Origin of the sequence: Microbacterium pasadenense, assembly GCF_047246565.1 — a bacterium.
Lineage (GTDB): Bacteria > Actinomycetota > Actinomycetes > Actinomycetales > Microbacteriaceae > Microbacterium.
Genome location: NZ_JBFOKN010000002.1, coordinates 312924 through 328852, shown reverse-complemented (window position 1 = coordinate 328852; position 15929 = coordinate 312924). Strand labels below are relative to the sequence as shown.

Annotated in this window: 20 protein-coding genes and 1 tRNA gene; 9 read left to right on the top strand and 12 right to left on the bottom strand. The window is 68.4% G+C overall.

Annotated features, from left to right (window positions below; translation table 11 throughout):
- Positions 1-3 precede the first annotated feature (3 nt).
- The 3 genes from AB3M83_RS07640 to AB3M83_RS07630 are packed head-to-tail and all read right to left on the bottom strand — an operon-like array spanning position 4 to position 1253.
- Entirely contained in the window at positions 4-417 is a 414-nt protein-coding gene (locus tag AB3M83_RS07640) for a pilus assembly protein TadG-related protein (RefSeq protein ID WP_412946627.1), read from the bottom strand.
- On the bottom strand, positions 407-898 hold the full coding sequence (locus AB3M83_RS07635) for a TadE/TadG family type IV pilus assembly protein (RefSeq protein WP_412946625.1): 492 nt from the start codon (positions 896-898) through the stop codon (positions 407-409). Before AB3M83_RS07635 ends, AB3M83_RS07640 begins: the two co-directional genes overlap by 11 nt.
- Entirely contained in the window at positions 873-1253 is a 381-nt protein-coding gene (locus AB3M83_RS07630) for a TadE/TadG family type IV pilus assembly protein (protein WP_412947845.1), read from the bottom strand. The genes AB3M83_RS07635 and AB3M83_RS07630 overlap by 26 nt, the downstream gene beginning before the upstream one ends.
- A 138-nt stretch (positions 1254-1391) precedes the next feature.
- On the opposite strand from AB3M83_RS07630, the gene AB3M83_RS07625 reads away from it, so the two are divergent.
- From AB3M83_RS07625 to AB3M83_RS13350, 7 genes are all read left to right on the top strand, one after another.
- Positions 1392-2990, top strand: a complete 1599-nt coding sequence (locus AB3M83_RS07625; RefSeq protein ID WP_412946623.1) for a recombinase family protein — start codon at positions 1392-1394, stop codon at positions 2988-2990.
- A gap of 479 nt (positions 2991-3469) precedes the next feature.
- On the top strand, positions 3470-4108 hold the full coding sequence (locus AB3M83_RS07620; protein WP_412946622.1) for an HNH endonuclease: 639 nt from the start codon (positions 3470-3472) through the stop codon (positions 4106-4108).
- A gap of 653 nt (positions 4109-4761) precedes the next feature.
- Entirely contained in the window at positions 4762-5880 is a 1119-nt protein-coding gene (locus tag AB3M83_RS07615) for a hypothetical protein (RefSeq protein WP_412946619.1), read from the top strand.
- Between the two features lie 397 nt (positions 5881-6277).
- The gene (locus AB3M83_RS07610; RefSeq protein ID WP_412946617.1) at positions 6278-6565 is read left to right on the top strand and encodes an HNH endonuclease; all 288 of its coding nucleotides are present in this window, start codon (positions 6278-6280) and stop codon (positions 6563-6565) included.
- 513 nt (positions 6566-7078) lie between these two features.
- A complete protein-coding gene (locus AB3M83_RS07605) occupies positions 7079-7276 on the top strand; it encodes a hypothetical protein (RefSeq protein WP_412946616.1) in 198 nt (65 codons plus the stop codon).
- A 67-nt stretch (positions 7277-7343) separates the two neighbouring features.
- Positions 7344-7568, top strand: coding sequence for a hypothetical protein (locus AB3M83_RS07600; RefSeq protein ID WP_412946614.1), 225 nt, complete (start codon positions 7344-7346; stop codon positions 7566-7568).
- A complete protein-coding gene (locus tag AB3M83_RS13350) occupies positions 7565-7867 on the top strand; it encodes a DUF7169 domain-containing protein (protein WP_489672218.1) in 303 nt (100 codons plus the stop codon). Before AB3M83_RS07600 ends, AB3M83_RS13350 begins: the two co-directional genes overlap by 4 nt.
- A gap of 229 nt (positions 7868-8096) precedes the next feature.
- Here the strand turns inward: AB3M83_RS13350 and AB3M83_RS07595 are convergent, their stop codons facing one another.
- From AB3M83_RS07595 to AB3M83_RS07560, 8 genes are all read right to left on the bottom strand, one after another.
- On the bottom strand, positions 8097-8327 hold the full coding sequence (locus AB3M83_RS07595; RefSeq protein WP_412946611.1) for a DUF2188 domain-containing protein: 231 nt from the start codon (positions 8325-8327) through the stop codon (positions 8097-8099).
- A 346-nt stretch (positions 8328-8673) separates the two neighbouring features.
- Complete coding sequence (locus AB3M83_RS07590; protein WP_412946608.1) at positions 8674-9240, bottom strand: HNH endonuclease; 567 nt, start codon at positions 9238-9240, stop codon at positions 8674-8676.
- 10 nt (positions 9241-9250) lie between these two features.
- Entirely contained in the window at positions 9251-9934 is a 684-nt protein-coding gene (locus tag AB3M83_RS07585) for a DNA cytosine methyltransferase (RefSeq protein WP_412946605.1), read from the bottom strand.
- A 158-nt stretch (positions 9935-10092) separates the two neighbouring features.
- Complete coding sequence (locus AB3M83_RS07580; RefSeq protein WP_412946602.1) at positions 10093-10374, bottom strand: hypothetical protein; 282 nt, start codon at positions 10372-10374, stop codon at positions 10093-10095.
- Positions 10375-10865: 491 nt separating this feature from the next.
- On the bottom strand, positions 10866-11003 hold the full coding sequence (locus tag AB3M83_RS07575; RefSeq protein ID WP_412947884.1) for a hypothetical protein: 138 nt from the start codon (positions 11001-11003) through the stop codon (positions 10866-10868).
- A gap of 40 nt (positions 11004-11043) precedes the next feature.
- Entirely contained in the window at positions 11044-11955 is a 912-nt protein-coding gene (locus tag AB3M83_RS07570; protein WP_412946599.1) for a type II secretion system F family protein, read from the bottom strand.
- Complete coding sequence (locus AB3M83_RS07565) at positions 11952-12809, bottom strand: type II secretion system F family protein (RefSeq protein ID WP_412946596.1); 858 nt, start codon at positions 12807-12809, stop codon at positions 11952-11954. The genes AB3M83_RS07570 and AB3M83_RS07565 overlap by 4 nt, the downstream gene beginning before the upstream one ends.
- Positions 12806-13969 carry a TadA family conjugal transfer-associated ATPase gene (locus AB3M83_RS07560; protein WP_412946594.1) on the bottom strand — a complete coding sequence of 388 codons (1164 nt, stop codon included), beginning with the start codon at positions 13967-13969 and terminating at the stop codon, positions 12806-12808. Before AB3M83_RS07560 ends, AB3M83_RS07565 begins: the two co-directional genes overlap by 4 nt.
- Positions 13970-14058: 89 nt before the next feature.
- On the opposite strand from AB3M83_RS07560, the gene AB3M83_RS07555 reads away from it, so the two are divergent.
- Together AB3M83_RS07555 and AB3M83_RS07550 are read left to right on the top strand one after the other, a co-directional pair.
- Positions 14059-14140: transfer RNA gene (locus AB3M83_RS07555), tRNA-Leu, on the top strand.
- Between the two features lie 48 nt (positions 14141-14188).
- Complete coding sequence (locus AB3M83_RS07550) at positions 14189-14974, top strand: DedA family protein (protein WP_412946591.1); 786 nt, start codon at positions 14189-14191, stop codon at positions 14972-14974.
- Between the two features lie 27 nt (positions 14975-15001).
- On the opposite strand, the gene ku is transcribed toward AB3M83_RS07550, so the two are convergent.
- Positions 15002-15904, bottom strand: a complete 903-nt coding sequence (gene ku, locus AB3M83_RS07545; RefSeq protein WP_412946588.1) for a non-homologous end joining protein Ku — start codon at positions 15902-15904, stop codon at positions 15002-15004.
- Between the last annotated feature and the right edge of the window lie 25 nt (positions 15905-15929).

The following is a 15929-nucleotide window of genomic DNA, read 5'->3' as shown; positions in this document are numbered from 1 at the left end:
CGGTCAGCGCAGCGCCGTCCGGCTCGTCGCCGTCGCCTCCAGCCGCAGGCCGTCGGGGACGAACAGGGCGGCGACCGGTGGTCGCCACCGCGTCGTCACGCTCACGCGCGCGGACAGCCCGTCGGGCGTCCCGGCATCCACGACGGCGGCGTCGCCGTAGGCCCGGACCAGCGCCGCCGCCTGCTCCGCCACCCCGTCGTCGGTGAGCTCGGCCCGCACCGCGCCGCCCTCGACGGTCACGATGAACCCGTCGGCTCCGGCGAGGGCCGCGGCATCCGCCACCGCCTGCGTGCGCTTCTGCGCCAGGTACAGGCTCGTCGCGTCGACGCATACGAGCACCAGCACGAGCGCGAGCAGCGCGTATCCGATGGTGAGCAGCAGGATGCTGCCGCTCTCGGCGTCGTCATCAGCCGGCATCGCCGTTCCCCCAGTAGCGCGAGACCTTCTGCACGGACGTCGCCTCGACGCCGACCTGCGCCATCCGGTCGAGGCCCAGCACCGGCGGCACGAGCGGGAGCGTCACCCGGGAGGTGACCGTGACCCGGATCGTCTGCCCCGCCGCGGGACAGCTCACCGGTTCCGCACCGACGCAGGCGACATCCACGTCGACGGCCCCGGGCTCGATGTCGTACTCCGCGACGATCGCGGCCAGCACCCGGGCGGCCCGCGCATCGGCGTCGGCGGCGCCCTCGGCCGTCGCCACGCTTCGGGCGACATGCCGGGCGGCGGAATCGACCCCGAGAGACTCGGCCTGGATCATGCCGAGGGCGACGATGAGGTAGACGATCGGCACGAGGAGGACGACCCCGCCGACGATGAACTCGAGGGCGGCCGAGCCGCGCTCGCCCCGCGCGGGCGCGTCCGGCGCGGGATCATTCGAACGATTCCGCGGGAGCACGTGCCGTCACCTCCCAGCCACCCGGGACGCCCAGCAGCCCGACCAGCGGGAGCCGCGTGACGACGGTCACATCGACGGTGGGGTGTCCGAGCGCACTCGACTCCCGCGCGGTGACGGCCTCGACGAAGCCGTCACCCACCGCCTGCTCGACGATCTGTCGTGCAAGGGAAGCGCCGGCATCCGTCGTGACGTCGGCGAGGGCGCCATGGTAGGCGCCCTCGACGGCGGCATCGTGGACGACGTTGCGCACGTAGACCGCGAGCCCGAGCTGCAGGACGCCGAGCGTCAGCACGGTCAGGAGCACGCCGACGAGCACGAACTCCACCGGGGTCGAACCGCGGTCGTCGGACACCATCGCTCGCACGGCGTCGCGTCCGTTCAGAAGCCGGAGACCTGGTCGATCGCCTGCTGGAACAGCTGGGAGAGCGCCGGTCCGGCAAGCGCCCAGATCACGACCACCAACCCTCCCGACTTCACGCAGTAATCTAAGTTCATGAAACGAGCGATTCTCTACCTGCGGCTGTCAGTCACCGACGCCAATGAGGGCGTCTCTGACAGTATCCAGCGCCAGCAGGCAGACCTCGAGGCCTTCGCAGATGCCGAGGGTATGACAGTCACTCAGATACTCACCGACGACGGCCTCTCGGGCCGCAAGACCAGGGCGAACGCAGATGAGGCACTCCGCGCCCTCGACTCTGGCGAGGCAGACGCTCTCCTGGTGTGGAAGCTCGACCGCTGGACCCGTCAGGGCCTTGGGGCGATCGGCCGCCTGGTCGAAGTCCTCGACCGGAACCCCAAGGCTGAGTTCATCGCCCTGCGCGACGGCATCCGGTCAAGCCAACCGTCCTGGCGCCTGACCGCCGCCGTCCTCTCCGAAGTCGCCCGCACCGAAGCCGACAACACAGCCCTTCGAGTCAGCGCCGCGATCCGCGCCAATCAGCAAGCGGGGCGATTCAAGGGCGGCACGGTGCCTTACGGCTACCGGCCAGCCCCTCACCCCAGCGGGCGAGGCCGCACGCTCATCCTTGACCCTGCCGAAGTGGCGACGATCAAGCGCATGGGTGCCTGGGTCCTGGATGACCGCCCTATCAACGCACTCGCCGACGTTCTCACTCGCGAGCAGGTTCCAACGACTCGATCACCAAAGCGCCTCGCGCGCATCCGCGGCGAGGAGTCGGAGGACCTGCCAGCCGGTGTCTGGTCCTGGCCCGCCGTGGCGGCCATCCTCACAGGCGACGCCGTGCTCGGGCGGGTCAGCGTTTCGCGCGTCGTGGACGGCAAGAAGGTCTGGTCCCTTGTCCTCGATGACGAAGGCCTCCCCCTACAGCCGTTCCCCGCAGCCCTGGACGTTGACACCTCCGCCAGGCTCCGCGCGCGCATCAAGAGCGGCAAGGTCCCTAGCGGCAAGCCGCGCCGAGTCCCCCGCAAAGCTCGCCTTCTCTCAGGCCTCCTCTGGTGCGGCGTCTGTGGCAAGAAGCTCTGGGTCACCGTGCGATCAGGTCGCCCAACGTACACGTGCAGTCGGAAAGCCGGAGGCACCTGCCCCGGCCCGAACATGTCGGCTGAGCTCGCTGAGCAGGCGATCACAGACGCCTTCCTGGCTGAGCGCGGCCACTGGCCGGAAGCCACGCTCGAAGAGTCAGTGGCGCAGCCTGAGCATGCAGACGAGCTATCCCGCGTCCAGACCGCGATCGATCAGACGCTCGCCGATATGGCCCACGACGACGCAGATGTGGTCCGCCTTGCCACCACCCTCCAGACGCTCAAAGGGCGGCGTACGGAGCTCCAGGCATACCCGGCGGTCATCGAACGGCGGTGGGTGCCGACCGGCCGGACGATCGCAGATGCCTGGGCAGCCGGTGATGACCACTCACGCCGCGACCTCCTTGAGAGGTTCGGACTCGACCGCATCGAGCTCATGCCGACAGCCTCCAGGGGCAGCAACGTGTTCCAGCCCGAGCGCCTCGTCCCGCACTGGATCGACATCGACGATCCAGACGCCCCCGCCAAGCTGGGGCATGGCCTCCTGGTCCCCAAGCTGAACGCCCCCAAAGACCACGCCTTCTACCTCGATGGCGACGCTTCGGACTGACGTACGCGCCTGCCCTGACATCCAACCAGGGCACCGGCCCCTGCCCTAGAACGGGGTCAGGGCAGCGATCTAGGGCGACTGCCAGCCCCCTGCACCTGCTCGAAGCTAGCCCCTGCAACCACCCTTCCACCTGCCCTGACACCGTTCCAGGGCGCGCTCAAGTGCCCTCACAGAGTCTCAGGGCACGCCCAGACAGTACCCAAAATGCCCCCGATCCCAGTGTTTCCTAAGCAAGGGGCGCTTCGGGGCAGTTAGGGCAAGTAGGGGCGATGCTTTCTATTTAGTTGTTAGGTGGGACTCCCTTAAGGGGTTAATGGAACGCGGTGCCCTACTTGCCCTAACTGCCCCAACTCGCCCCGGGCTCCATATCGCCCCTTCCCCGGGGATGCTCGGGAATCCCGGAACCCCCGGCGCCTTCGCGCCAGTATGTCTACGTGGCCCGCTTCACCTGGGGCCTCGCCGATTCGAGAGGATCACCCATGACCCGCAGCTTGACCGACTCCCTCGCCTTCCTCGCTCTTGCCGAGACGCGCTGGGGTCCGCGCCGCCACTGGGCCTGTGTCTACTGTGGCCGCCGTGCCGGCTCGACCGCCGACCACTTCTGGCCCTTGAACGACGGCGGCACCGCTGACGCCCAGAACGCGGTCCCCTGCTGTGACGAGTGCAACAAGAAAAAGTCCGACCGCGCGCCGATCGCCTGGATGGTGGCTGTCGGCGTCCCCGAGCGCCGGATCGCTCGCATCGTCTCGATCGTCATGAACCCCGGCTGGTCGACCGACCGCATGCCCACGATCACTCCGACCACCCTCGACTACGCCGCTGGCCGCCAGGTGCCTCGTGTCGCCGATCGCCCGGCTCCCGCGCTCACTGCCCCTGACGTGACCGGCTTGCCCGAGTCCTTCGTGCTCGACCCGGACTCCTGGCTCCCCCGAGCCGCCCTGTGGGACCTGGCTCAATCGGCTGACCCTGCCGCCTGGCCCACCCCTCAGGCTCTCTACGCCGACCTCCGCGCTCGCGGCTTCCGCGAGATGAAGCGCATGGGCGCGCGGGGCTTCTGGGGCCTCCGGGTCGAACCGGACGAGCACGACGTCCCCGCGGCGAACGCGCTCACCGACTGACTCGCGCCTCTCGGGCATCCGGCTGACCCGGCGGGGTGCCGGGGCAAATCCTGCGGTTCGGCGTCTCCGACCCGCACACCCGGCAGCGGTGGTCCCCCTCCACAACGGGCACCCCTTCGCACGTGCGTACGCATGAAGCCGCCCACTTCCCATGAGTTAGACGGGGATTTCCGAGCCCCAAAACCGCTCCCTTGCGGCAATCGCTAGATCAGGAGCCGTTTCCGCCACGAGGAGCACCCGGGCCGCCTCACCCGCATAGCCCGTATGCCCGCCCCCAATGTGGTCTTTTCATATGGGGGGAGAAAAAGGCGAGTCCCGGGCTGCCAAGCCCGCACGACCCGTCTACCCGCCCCCCAGGCCCTATTTGTTATGTGGGGGGAGAAACAGGGCGAGTCCCGGAATCTCGACCCTGGCTGGTCAGTCCTCGACGGGCGATCAGCCGCCCTCTCCACACTCTCCGCCGACGCGGACCGACCTCAGGCTCAGGAGAGCACCGGGCGGCCACCGCACCCGGCCAAACCGGCGTGAACGATGACGCTGCCCCGAGGACCAGGAGGTCAACGGGCGGCTGAGCTCACGCGCAGGTTCCGCTAGGGCAGGCACTTTCCGCGACCAGTCGGTCGCACAAGTGACTACCCAAAGGAGTCAACCTGATGGATCCCATCACTGAGCTCAAGTCGATCCGCGACCAGCTCGCCAACTTCACCAAGTCCGTCCAGCCGGGCGACAGCGTCCCCGCCGAGAAGGCCGTCCAGATCGACGCCCTAATCGCGCGGTCCGCTGAGCTCACCGCGATCATCCAGAACCAGAAGGCCGCTGGCGATCGTCTCAAGGAGGCCGCCGGCGAATCGACCTGGGACAGCGACGGCATCACCCCGCCTGCAAACAACGCCAAGGGGTTCCTGACCCCGGAAGCGCTGAAGCAGTCGATCCACGCCTCGCTCCCCGGCGTCAAGTCCTCGCTGGTGTCCGCGGGCTCGTCCGCGATCCAGACAACCCTGTCGCCGGCCCCGATCCAGGACGGCAGCACCTCGATCGGCCTCGGTCTCCTGAGCCTGCTCCCGACGACCGTGCGCCGGTCTCCGAAGTACACCTTCCTGGTCCAGGACGCGACCAACCAGGACAACAACGCCGCGAAGGTCCCCACGGGCGGCACCAAGCCCGTCTCGGTGTTCGGCGCCAAGAGCGTGGACAACCAGCTCGACGTCTTCGCGCACCTCACCGAGCCGATCGACAAGTACCTCCTGGAGGACAACGACCAGCTTGAGCTCTTCCTGAGCGCGCAGATGGCGAACGGCCTGCTTCAGGTGGTGACGGCGAGCCTGCTCGCTGACATCACCGCTGCCGCGACCGGCACGCAGGCCTACGTCTCGACGCCGGCCGACACCATCTACGAGGCCATCAAGACGGTCGCCGTCGGCGGCATGGGCACCGCGAGCCTGATCGTCCTCCACCCGGACGACTACTCCGCGATCCGCCTCTCCAAGGAGACCGGCACCGGCGCTTACCTGGGCGGCGGCCCCTTCGAGGGCTCCGGCAACACCGGCCTCTGGGGCATCCGGACCTTCGTGACCCCCGGCCAGACCAAGGGCTCGGCCCTGGTGCTGGACACCTCGGCGGTCGGAATCTCCACGGACGGCAAGGGCATCCGCGTCGACTGGGACAAGTCGGCCGGCTTCGCCACCAACGAGGTGGTCGGGCGTTTTGAGGGCCGCTGGGCCGCAGACGTGTTCCTGCCCGGTCGCGTCGTGAAGGCCGACCTCACGGCGTAAGCCACAACCTCTGGTGAGCAGGTAGCTCACTCGGCCCTCGAGGTGTCATAGCCTCGGGGGTCACTCGCGCCGGACCACTTCTTCATGGGAGAGGGGTGGTCCGGCGCCTTCGCTTCCACCGCGGGCTTATGCCTTTCGACGCGGTGGTTGCTGGGATCACACGCGGCTGGTTACCGCGTCCCAGTGCCAGCAGCGTGTCCTCATCACACACGCGTGGCTGGCCCCTCTTTTTCGGGTGGCCTTGCGGTCGTTCCCGACTAAACCCCGGACGGGTTGTCAGATTAGGCCCTGGGTGGCCCGTCCGGACCTTCTCCCTGGGGTGGACTCAGCACCCACGGCGTGAATGCGCCACGCTCACCGCTGAGTCCGCCCTGGGTCGAGCCGCTGATCGGAGCTGATGACAATGACGTCTCACGGCCGGTCCACTCGCCGATTCCGCCAGCTGAAGGCCCAGCTCCGCGGCCAGCGCCGCCCATGCTCCATATGCGGCCAGCCCATTGACTACGCGCTCAAGTGGCCGCACCCCAACTCGTTCAGCGCCGACCACCGCTTGCCGCTCAGCACACACCCCGAGCTCGCCGAGGACTTCGGGAACCTCCAGCCAGCTCATCTTCGATGCAACCAAGGCAAGAGCGACAACGCTCAGTTCGCCGCCAACCTGGGCCTTTTGTCAGAGGAGTTCTGAATGACCAAACGTTGCGCCCGCTGCGGGCACACCAAGCCGGCCTCCGAGTTCACCCCGCGCAAGGACCGCCCCAGCGGTTTGAGCTCTCACTGCCGAGTCTGTCTCCGCGACATGGCGAGGGCTCACCGGTCCACCAAGGCTGGCCGAGCCGCCGCCAATCGCTCATCCCGTGACTACGGCCGCCGGATGCGCGCTCGAAACACTGAACACCCGGAGTCGTCCAGGAACTAGACCCCAACGTGCCGTGCCGCGGCACATTTCGATGGCGCCCATTGATGAGCCCATTGACCTGCCCCCATCGCTTGAGTCTGCAACCTCGTCGGCGATAGGGACCTTGAGACCAGAGACCCTCGTCTGAGGGAGCCGAGTTGCAGCGGCTCCCTTGGCGGGGGTCTCTTTTTCGTAGTGGAGCCTGCAACCCATGACCACACCCACCCTCCGCGCGGCTCGCGCGTACTCCCCCGCCCTGGTCGCCACCCTGGTCGTTCTGCTATCTGCTCTCGGAGCACTCGCATGATCGTCGACAACCACACGCACGGCCTCTCCGGCACCGTCTACCGTGCCGGCTGCCCTGAGTGCCAGGCCCTCAACCGAGCCCGCATGCGGCGCTACCTCTCGGCATCCGCCGACCACGCCGAAGCTCACCGCATCTCGTCCCGCGACTCCCACCGTCGCCTGCGTGCCCGCTTCGTCGAGGAGGGCGCAGCGTGACCTCAGACGCTACTCACCCCGACCGCCTGGCCGTCTTCCAGGCCCTCTTCCCCGAAGGAGACCCCGCATGACTTCCACCAACGCCCGCCTGATCCTCTCCGCGATCGACGCCTACCAGTCGGGAGATTCGGCCCGCATGGCCGCCCAGCTCGACGCGGCTCAGGTCACCGACCGCGCACTCCTGACACTGCTGATCGGCGGCCTCGCCGCGTTGTTCAACAGCGCAGGCCGGGACGCATCGCAAGCGACTGAGCTGCTCTCAGCAATAGCCGAGGAAGAGGTGGACCAGTGACTGACACAGCCCACACCCTCGAAGCATTCGGAGCCTCGTTCGTCAGGTTGCACGCGCTGGTGCACGGTGATGCTGTGGCGGAGATGTCGGCCAAGCCTGGCTTCACAGTGAGGCCACGCGACAACTCTGGTCGGCGCGCTTCGGGTTCACACTCGGACCCGACCGTGTCCACGCTGCTAGACGATCGCCGCATGGAGGTAGCCGCCCGGGCGGCTGAAGGCGAGAAAGCACTGAAGGACGCGCTGCTCACTCTCCGCCGCGCTGAAGCCACAATCCGCCTCGCTGCTGCCCGGGGGTAGGGGTCTCCCATCCTGTAGGAACTGGCCCCCGACCCACTCCCCGGTAAATCGATCATGTGTGTGCGGAGGAGGGCGCCCATCCCGCGCGTGCGCACGCGTAGAAGAACACCTCGAGGGCCAACCCGAGAGGCGCCAGGCCGGTCCCCCGCGAGGGGTTCCAGCCTGACGCCTCCTTGCTAGGCTGACGGTGAAATCCTTCCCCGGAAATCACAAGTCAGCACTGAGGGTGTCAGCCCTTGATGTTGCGAGGATCGTTCCCGTTCGGGATCGTGTCCTTCGCGCGGATAGCGCCCTGACGGTTGTGAATGTTCAGTTCACCGCCGCCCTGGTTACGCAGGTGTCCGCGTGCAGCGTTGATCGCTGCGGCCTGGGTGTCATGCACTGAGGCCGCACGGTCAGCGCCTGCGCGCTGTGCTGCCCACCCGTCGTTGCGGGGGGTCACGTGGTAGCTGTTGCCCACTCTCATCACCTCCTTCCGGTGTCTCGTTGGCTGCACTTTACGAGCGCATGCCAAGTAACGGCGTTTGCGACACGCCGGAGACAGCCGATTGGAGGGACCGGTAACGGGTCGAGGCCACCAGCCCCGACCAGTCATTTCTATCGGCGCCGTTGGTCCGGCGCCGGGATTGACTGCGCGTGTCGGGCGGCGTGTCGCACGGGCTCCGCAGGGCTCGCAGAATCTGGGGGCCCTTGCTCGGGTACTAGAGCTAGGGCGAAACCTCCCCAGAACTGAACGTCGCTGACCGAGGTGTGTATTTGCTGCCTAGCCCACCTCTCACCCACGCCTCCCCGTACCGCGAGGCGCTCTACTCGCCGTACTTCTGCTTGAGCCAGGAGTACACGGCCCGCTGGTCATCGAGTCCCGCGCGGCGTACCTGTGCAAGCAACCAGACAACCGACGGCTTTTCAGTGGTGACATTCTTCGCGCCCTGATTGCAGGTGGAGCAGAGGGCGCGGAGGTTCGATAGCTCGTCCTTGCCGCCGTAGATCTTGTCGACAATGTGGCCAAGGTGCAGGCGCACCTTACGCCCTGTGTCAGGATCAATGTCTCCCGCAGCTTTCCCGCACATCTGACAGGTCGAGCCGTCGCGGTCAAGCACCTCAGCCCGGAGCTTCTGCGAGATGCCTCGCTTGAAGGCCTTGTCTGGCTGCTCGGGCGGGTCGGCCACGAGCATGTACTCCCCAGGCTTGAGGTCCTGAGTGTCGTTGTTGGTGTGGATGAGCCAGCCCTCTTGCTCGCGCAGCTCTCGCACGCGCCGAGCCCACTCGCCAACGGGCTTCACCAGCTCCTGCAGGTCCTTGCCTTTTACGACCTGTCCCTGGTGCTCACGGAAATATGCTCGGAGCTTGTTCTTCGCGCTGTCACGGGCCACGCGCCCGAGTCTAGGCGGCGCGCTGCGCTTGCTGCGTTACCGCGTCCATGAGGAACTTGCCAAGGTACTCGGTGTACGCGGGCGGAATCGACTCGTTGAGCTCTCGCTTGTTCATCCAGTCGATGCCAAGTGCAGCCTTCGCGTTGGCGATGGAACTGTTGCCACCACCCGTCACCTGAACGAACGACGTGTTCTGGTCGAGCTTGCCATAGTGCGCCTTCCGCTTGTCGTGGGTGAACACGAGCGGGTGCTTCCCATGTGCGGGCGCGGCTAGGTCGATGTTCGACTCGAACAGACGGTGCCGGATCACACGTAGGCCTGGGAACATCGTCCCGCACAGCACAGTGGGGTTGAGCAGAGGTGCGCCTTCGACGTTCTCGATGATGTAAGGCACACCGAGGTCATTCAACATCTCACGGACCGGTTCGATCAGGCGGGGCCAGGCGTCCGCGTTACCGTTCCTCTTGGCGAGGTCCGAGTACGACTGGCACGGCGGCGATGCGTGGATCGCGTCAAACGATGCCAGAAACTCGGGGTCCAGCGTCAGTGCGTCATGCTGAATGAACTCGAACGGATAGCGCGGCTGCGGGTCGATATCGACGCCGACGACCTCGAAGCCCGCGCGGTGATAACCCATCCCGGCTCCACCGGCGCAGCTGAATAGGTCTAGGAGGCGAGGCTTCTGGGAGGGCATGCCGTCACATTACCGAAGGGTTCAGACGTCGCCGGACAGAACGCGCCGACCTCGGGCGGAACCCTAGGAACTTTGTTCTCCTCACCCGGTCTCCCCCCGCAGAATGCACGGAAAGTGAGACCCCTGGGACGGTCTCCCAGGGGTCTAGGCCCGATTGCTCAAGCGCTTGGTGCGGCGGCCTCAGCCTCCTGGGCCTCCAAGAGCGCAAGTGCCCGGGCCACGCGCTCCTTCTTGGCGGCGCGGGACTTCTGGCTCGCCATGACAGCGACCTGCTTGGCGTACTGCTTCTTGACCTGCCGAGCGAGCTCGACGATCCGGTCGCAGTCGGCGACGTAAGCAGCGAGCTCGGCGGTGTCCTCAAACGTGCGAGGTCCGGCCTCAAGCTCCTTGCTCAGGGCGTCGGTGGCGGCGACGAGGGGTGCGGTCTTGGTGGTAGCCATGGGGTCCTCCTTGGTGGCGGCTGATGTCATCAACGTGCCGCGCCACCGGACGCGACGGAGCCCCCGGACGCTCGTTCCAGCGGCTCCCGCGTCTCGCTCCCGCTCAGCCCGTGAACGGTGATGCGAACTGGAACGTTGCTTCGGGGTTCTGCTTCCTGAGCCGGCGAGCCAGACGAAGGGGCACTCGCGGCGTCGGCGCCGTAAGTGCGCGTGCGGGCGGCGTCGCTGCTCGTGCCGTCACATAGACCCAGGTCTCAGTCGTCACTGTCTCGGCCCAGTGCTCCCCGGTCTCGTCAAGCGCGGGCACCCACACGCGCGGACGATGGTCCAGATACTCACGCTTGGTCTCGCGCCTCGCTCGTTCCTTCTCGGTCTGTGTCGCCCTTCTCATGCTGTCTCCTGTCCTGCACCAGCCCTGTGCTGGCGCGGGAGAAGCATCGCACCACTTACCGTTTTGACTGCTGGCATTCAGAGTTCTCACAGCAACCAGATCACTGTCTAAGGTCGGCACCGGCCGTCATCAGCGTGATCAGGACCCAGCCGGGGACGTCGCCGCGCTCATCGCGGGCGGCGTCGGCGAGGATCGCGCCCCACGCGGTGCGCAATCGCCGAGATCTGATGCGGAGCATGGTCCGCTCCTTTCGTTGGTTCTCGAGTGATGGTCATCGGTCAGCCGACCCCGAGGCGAAGCATGACGATGCCGGGGAAGACCGCGAACAGGACGCTCATGGGAAGGAGGAAGAAGACGATCGGGAAGAGCATGGCGATCTCCTTCCGGCCCGCCTGCTCGATGAGCGACCGCTTGGCGTCCTCCCGCGCGTCGCCGGCCTGGGCCTGCAAGACGGCGGCGAGCGGAGCGCCGCGGTCGATCGCCGCGACGAGGTGCTCGACCGCCCGCGACAGAGCGGGGACGTCCAGGCGGCGCCCGAGGTCGACGAGCGCGTCCGACAGATTCGATCCCGTGCCGCTGTCGAGCACCGCACGACGGATCTCGGCCGTCAGCTCGCCGGAACCGATCTCGCCCACCCGGCGGAGCGCATCCCGAAGCCCCTCGCCCGCTGCCAGACACAGCGACACGAATTCCAGCACCGTGGGCAGCTCCTCATCGACCCGAGCGCGTCGGCGGCGCGCCGCGGCGGTGAGCCGGATGTCGAACACCATCGCGGCCCCGAGCCCGGCGACCGGCGGCAGGAGCGCCGCGGCGGCGGTGCCGCGGTCCGTGAGCACCAGGATCACCACGAGGAGACCCCCGACGAGACCCCCGACCAGCGCCCACGCGAGCTGACGACCTCGGAACGCCCCGGCGTCGCCGCCTCTGCCTGCTTGCCGAAGGCGTCGCTCGATGCCGGCGGCGCCACCGAGCCCGTCGATGAACCGGTCCCTCGAGGCGCGCCATGACGGGGCCGGCGGCCCCAGCGGCGTCAGACCGCGGGGGTCGGTGACGTCGCGGACGTACGGCGCGATCCGACGCGACAGCGTCGGGGCCGATAGCCGCGGAACGCGCGACGCGATGAGGACGACACCGGCCGCGAAGACGCCGCCGAGGACGATGGCGAGGGCGAGCTCGGTGACGCCGCTCACGCGAACCACCTCCGCGGCTCGGGCAGGCGACCGATGCCGAGCATGAGTCGGAAGGCGACGACCGATACGCCGGCGCCGATCAAGATGACCGCCACGCCTTCGGGGCTGGAGTAGGCGCTCGCTCCTTCGGGCCGCAGCGCGAGGAGCCCCAGGATGACCCAGGGTGCGATCACTCCGAGGACGGCAGCGCCGCGGATCCACGACTGCCGCGCCTCGATCTCGGCACGGAGGGCCGCCTCGGCTCGGACCGAGGCCGACAGAGCGCGCAGGACGGTGGTCAGCTCGGTGCCGCCGACCTGACGCGCCATCCGGAGCGCCTCGATGATCCGGTCGGCGACGGGATCGGCGAGCCGTGCCTTCAGACGCAGTGCGCCGGAATCGAAGTGCCCGGATGCCGCGACGTCGGACGCGAAGACCCCGAACGCCGGGCGCAGCGGATGCGGCCCTGCCTCGGCGAGGGCGGCGACGGCATCCGGGAGCGACATCCCCGAGCGCACCGAGGCGACCAGGAGGTCGCAGACGTCCGGCCACAGCGCACGCCGCGACTTCTGGAGCCGCCGAGCCCGGCCGCGGAGCCAGACCGCCGGCCCGGCGGAGGCGGCCGCCGCGGCCACCGCCGCGAAGGCGGGGAGAGCCGTGATGAGCCAGACGACGGCACCGGCCAGCGCCGCGCAGGCCAACGAGATCACGACGAGATGCCCGGGCGCCGCGTGCGAGAACCCCGCCGCCTGCAGCATCCGCACCACGCGGCCGTCCTGTCCGCGCGGTTCCGCCGGCGCGCCCGCGGGCCAGAGCCACGGCGCGAGCCCCAGCAGGATGCCCGCCGCGAGCACCAGCCCGAGGACCGTGATCACGGTCGTCCCACCGAGTACACGACGCGGGTGTCGACGGCGCCGTCGGCGACCCGCCCGGTCGGGGCGAGGATCTCGACGATGCGCCGCTGCCCGGTCGGTTCCCGCCGGCAGTGGATGACGAGGCCGACGGAGGCGGCGATCGCGGGCAGCAGGAAGTCGCGGTCGATGTTCCGGCCCGCGAGGAGCGGCAGCGACGCCAGCTTCCGGAGTGCGTCGGTCGCCGAGTTCGCGTGGATCGTCGCGGCGCCGGGCACACCGGTGTTCAGCGCGAGCACGAGATCGAGCGCCTCGGCATCCCGTACCTCCCCGACCACGAGGCGGTCGGGTCTCATGCGGAGCGCCTCCTTCACGAGTCGGCGCAGGCTCACCTCGCCGGTCCCCTCCAGGCTCGGCTGCCGTCCCTGCAGCGCGACGATGTCGGCCGCTCGGACGGCGAGCTCGAAGGTCTCCTCGACCGTCACGATGCGGTGCTCGGCAGGACTGGCCGCGATCAGGGCGCCGAGCAGCGTCGTCTTGCCCGCGTGCGTGGCGCCGGAGACGAGGATGCTGCGGCCGTCGCGCATCGCCTCGCGCAGGATCTCGGCCGCCGCGGGCGCGATGGATCCGGCGGCCGTCAGGTCCTCCAGCGTCCGGTACGTCGTGAGGAACTTCCTGATGTTGACGGCCCAGTGGCGACGCGTGATGTCCGGGATGACGACGTGCAGCCGCGACCCGTCCGGAAGGGACGTATCGACGAACGGCTGGCTCAGATCGACGCGGCGGCCGGTCGAATGCAGCATCCGCTCGACGAGGTCCCGCACCGCGGAGTCGGTGAGCACCAGCGGCGCACGCTCGCTGCGCCCGCGGCGCGCGACGTAGACCCGGTCGGGCGAGTTGATCCAGATCTCCTCGACCTCGGGATCGTCGAGCAGCGCCTGAACGGGTCCGTAGCCCGCGACCGTCGAGAGGATGTCGCGGACGGATGCCGTCTCGTCCTCGATCACGTCGATGCCGCGGGCGAGCGCGAAGTCGTTGTGCCGACGCACCTCCGTGCGGGCGATGGCGGTCGCGCGCTCCGGGTCGCGGCCGGGATCGACCTGCTCGGAGCGGAGTCGCTCGCGCACCCGCTCCGCCACCGCGGCGAGGCCGCCGGATGCCGTCATCGGTGGAGCGAGGCTCATGGTCGGAGATCCTCGCAACCGGTGCGCTCTCCGCGTCGAAGTTATCCACACGGGGAGGGCGACCTCGGCGGCCTAGACTGAACCCACCCGCGGGAGTGGTGAAATCGGCAGACACGCAGGATTTAGGTTCCTGTGCCTTCGGGCGTGGGGGTTCAAGTCCCCCCTTCCGCACGAGATCGACCCGACCCCGTCAGCCCACCCGTCGTACCGAGGTAGCCCGTGCATCCCACCGCTCTGATCCCCTGGCTCGATCCCGAGACGATCATCAACGCCGCCGGCCCGTGGGCCCTCGTCGTGGTCTGCTTCATCATCTTCGCCGAGACCGGCCTGCTCGTCGGTTTCCTGCTCCCCGGCGACACGCTGCTCATCATGGCGGGCCTGCTCTCGAACCCGGTCACCCATGCGCCCCACGGCGTCTTCGGCGTCAACGTGTGGGTCGTCGGCCTCCTCATCGGGCTGTCCGCCTTCCTCGGCGGGGAGGTCGGGTACGTCATCGGCCGCAAGGGCGGCCCGGCTGTCTTCGAGCGCAAGGAGTCCGGCCTCTTCAGTCGCCGCAACGTCGAGCGCACGAACGCGTTCTTCGAGCGGTTCGGCGGGGTGACCGTGATCCTCGCTCGCTTCATCCCCATCGTGCGGACGTTCGCGCCGGTCGCGGCCGGCGTCGGCAAGATGCCCTGGCACCGCTACACGCTCTACAACTTCATCGGGGCGGTGCTCTGGGGCTTCGGTCTCACCGTCTTCGGCTACCTCGTGAGCCTGATCCCGGGCGTAGGCGAGTTCGTCGCCGAGTACATCGACGTCATCCTGCTCATCGCCGTCGCCGGCACCCTCGTCTTCATCGTCTGGCACTACTTTGCCGAGAAGCGCAAGGTCCGCCAGGAGATGGCAGCGGGTCCCGACGGCGTGACGGATGCCGCAGAGGCGCAGGAGCTGGTCCTCGACCCCGACGACCTCGCCGACGGCCCCGAGCGGGGTACCGCCGGCAGCGAGCCGCCGACCCGCTGATCGCGGCCGCCGGCGCGGGAGCCTGCCTCAGGACGCCTTCTTCTTGCGCGCCGGCTTCTTCGCCGGCGCGGACTTCCCGTCCTCGTCCTTCGCGGCCTTCGCGGCCTTCGCGGCCTTCGTCGACGACGTGGCGCCGCCCGAGCGCGCCGCGCGGCTCTTCTCGACACTCGCCCGCAGGGCGTCCATGAGGTCGATGACCTCGCCGCCACCGGCATCCGTCTTCTCGCCGAACGTCTCGGTCGTGTCGAGCGCGTCGCCCTGCTCGAGCTTCGCCTCGATGAGGGTGCGCAGCTCCTCCTGGTACTCGTCCGCGAACTCGGCCGGATCGAAGTCGCTCGAGAAGCTGTCGACGAGGGATGCCGACAGCTCGAGCTCCTTCTTGGAGATCTTCACCGGCTCGTCGAGGACGGGGAACGCCGCCTGGCGGACCTCGTCCGACCACAGCAGCGTCTGCAGCACCAGCACGTCACCGCGCACGCGCAGGGCGGCCAGGCGGGTCTTCTGGCGGAGCGAGAAGCGCACGATGGCGGTGCGATCGGTCTGCTCGAGGGTCTGCCGCAGCAGGACGTACGCCTTCGGCGACTTCGAGTCCGGCTCCAGGTAGTACGCCCGGTCGAGCGTCAGGAGGTCGATCTGCTCCGTGGGGACGAACTCCACGACCTCGATCTCGCGACTGCGCTCCGACGGGAGAGCCGCCAGATCGTCCGACGTCAGCACGACCGTGCGCTCACCGTCGTCGTACGCCTTGTCGATGTCGGCGTAGGGCACGACCTCGCCGTCGATCTCGCAGATCCGCTGATACCGGATGCGCCCGCCGTCCGTCGCGTGCACCTGGTGCAGCGACACGTCATGATCCTCCGTCGCCGAGTAGACCTTCACCGGCACGTTGACGAGGCCGAAGGTCAGGGCGCCTTTCCAGATCGCTCTCATCACATCAGTACACACCCGTCACTGC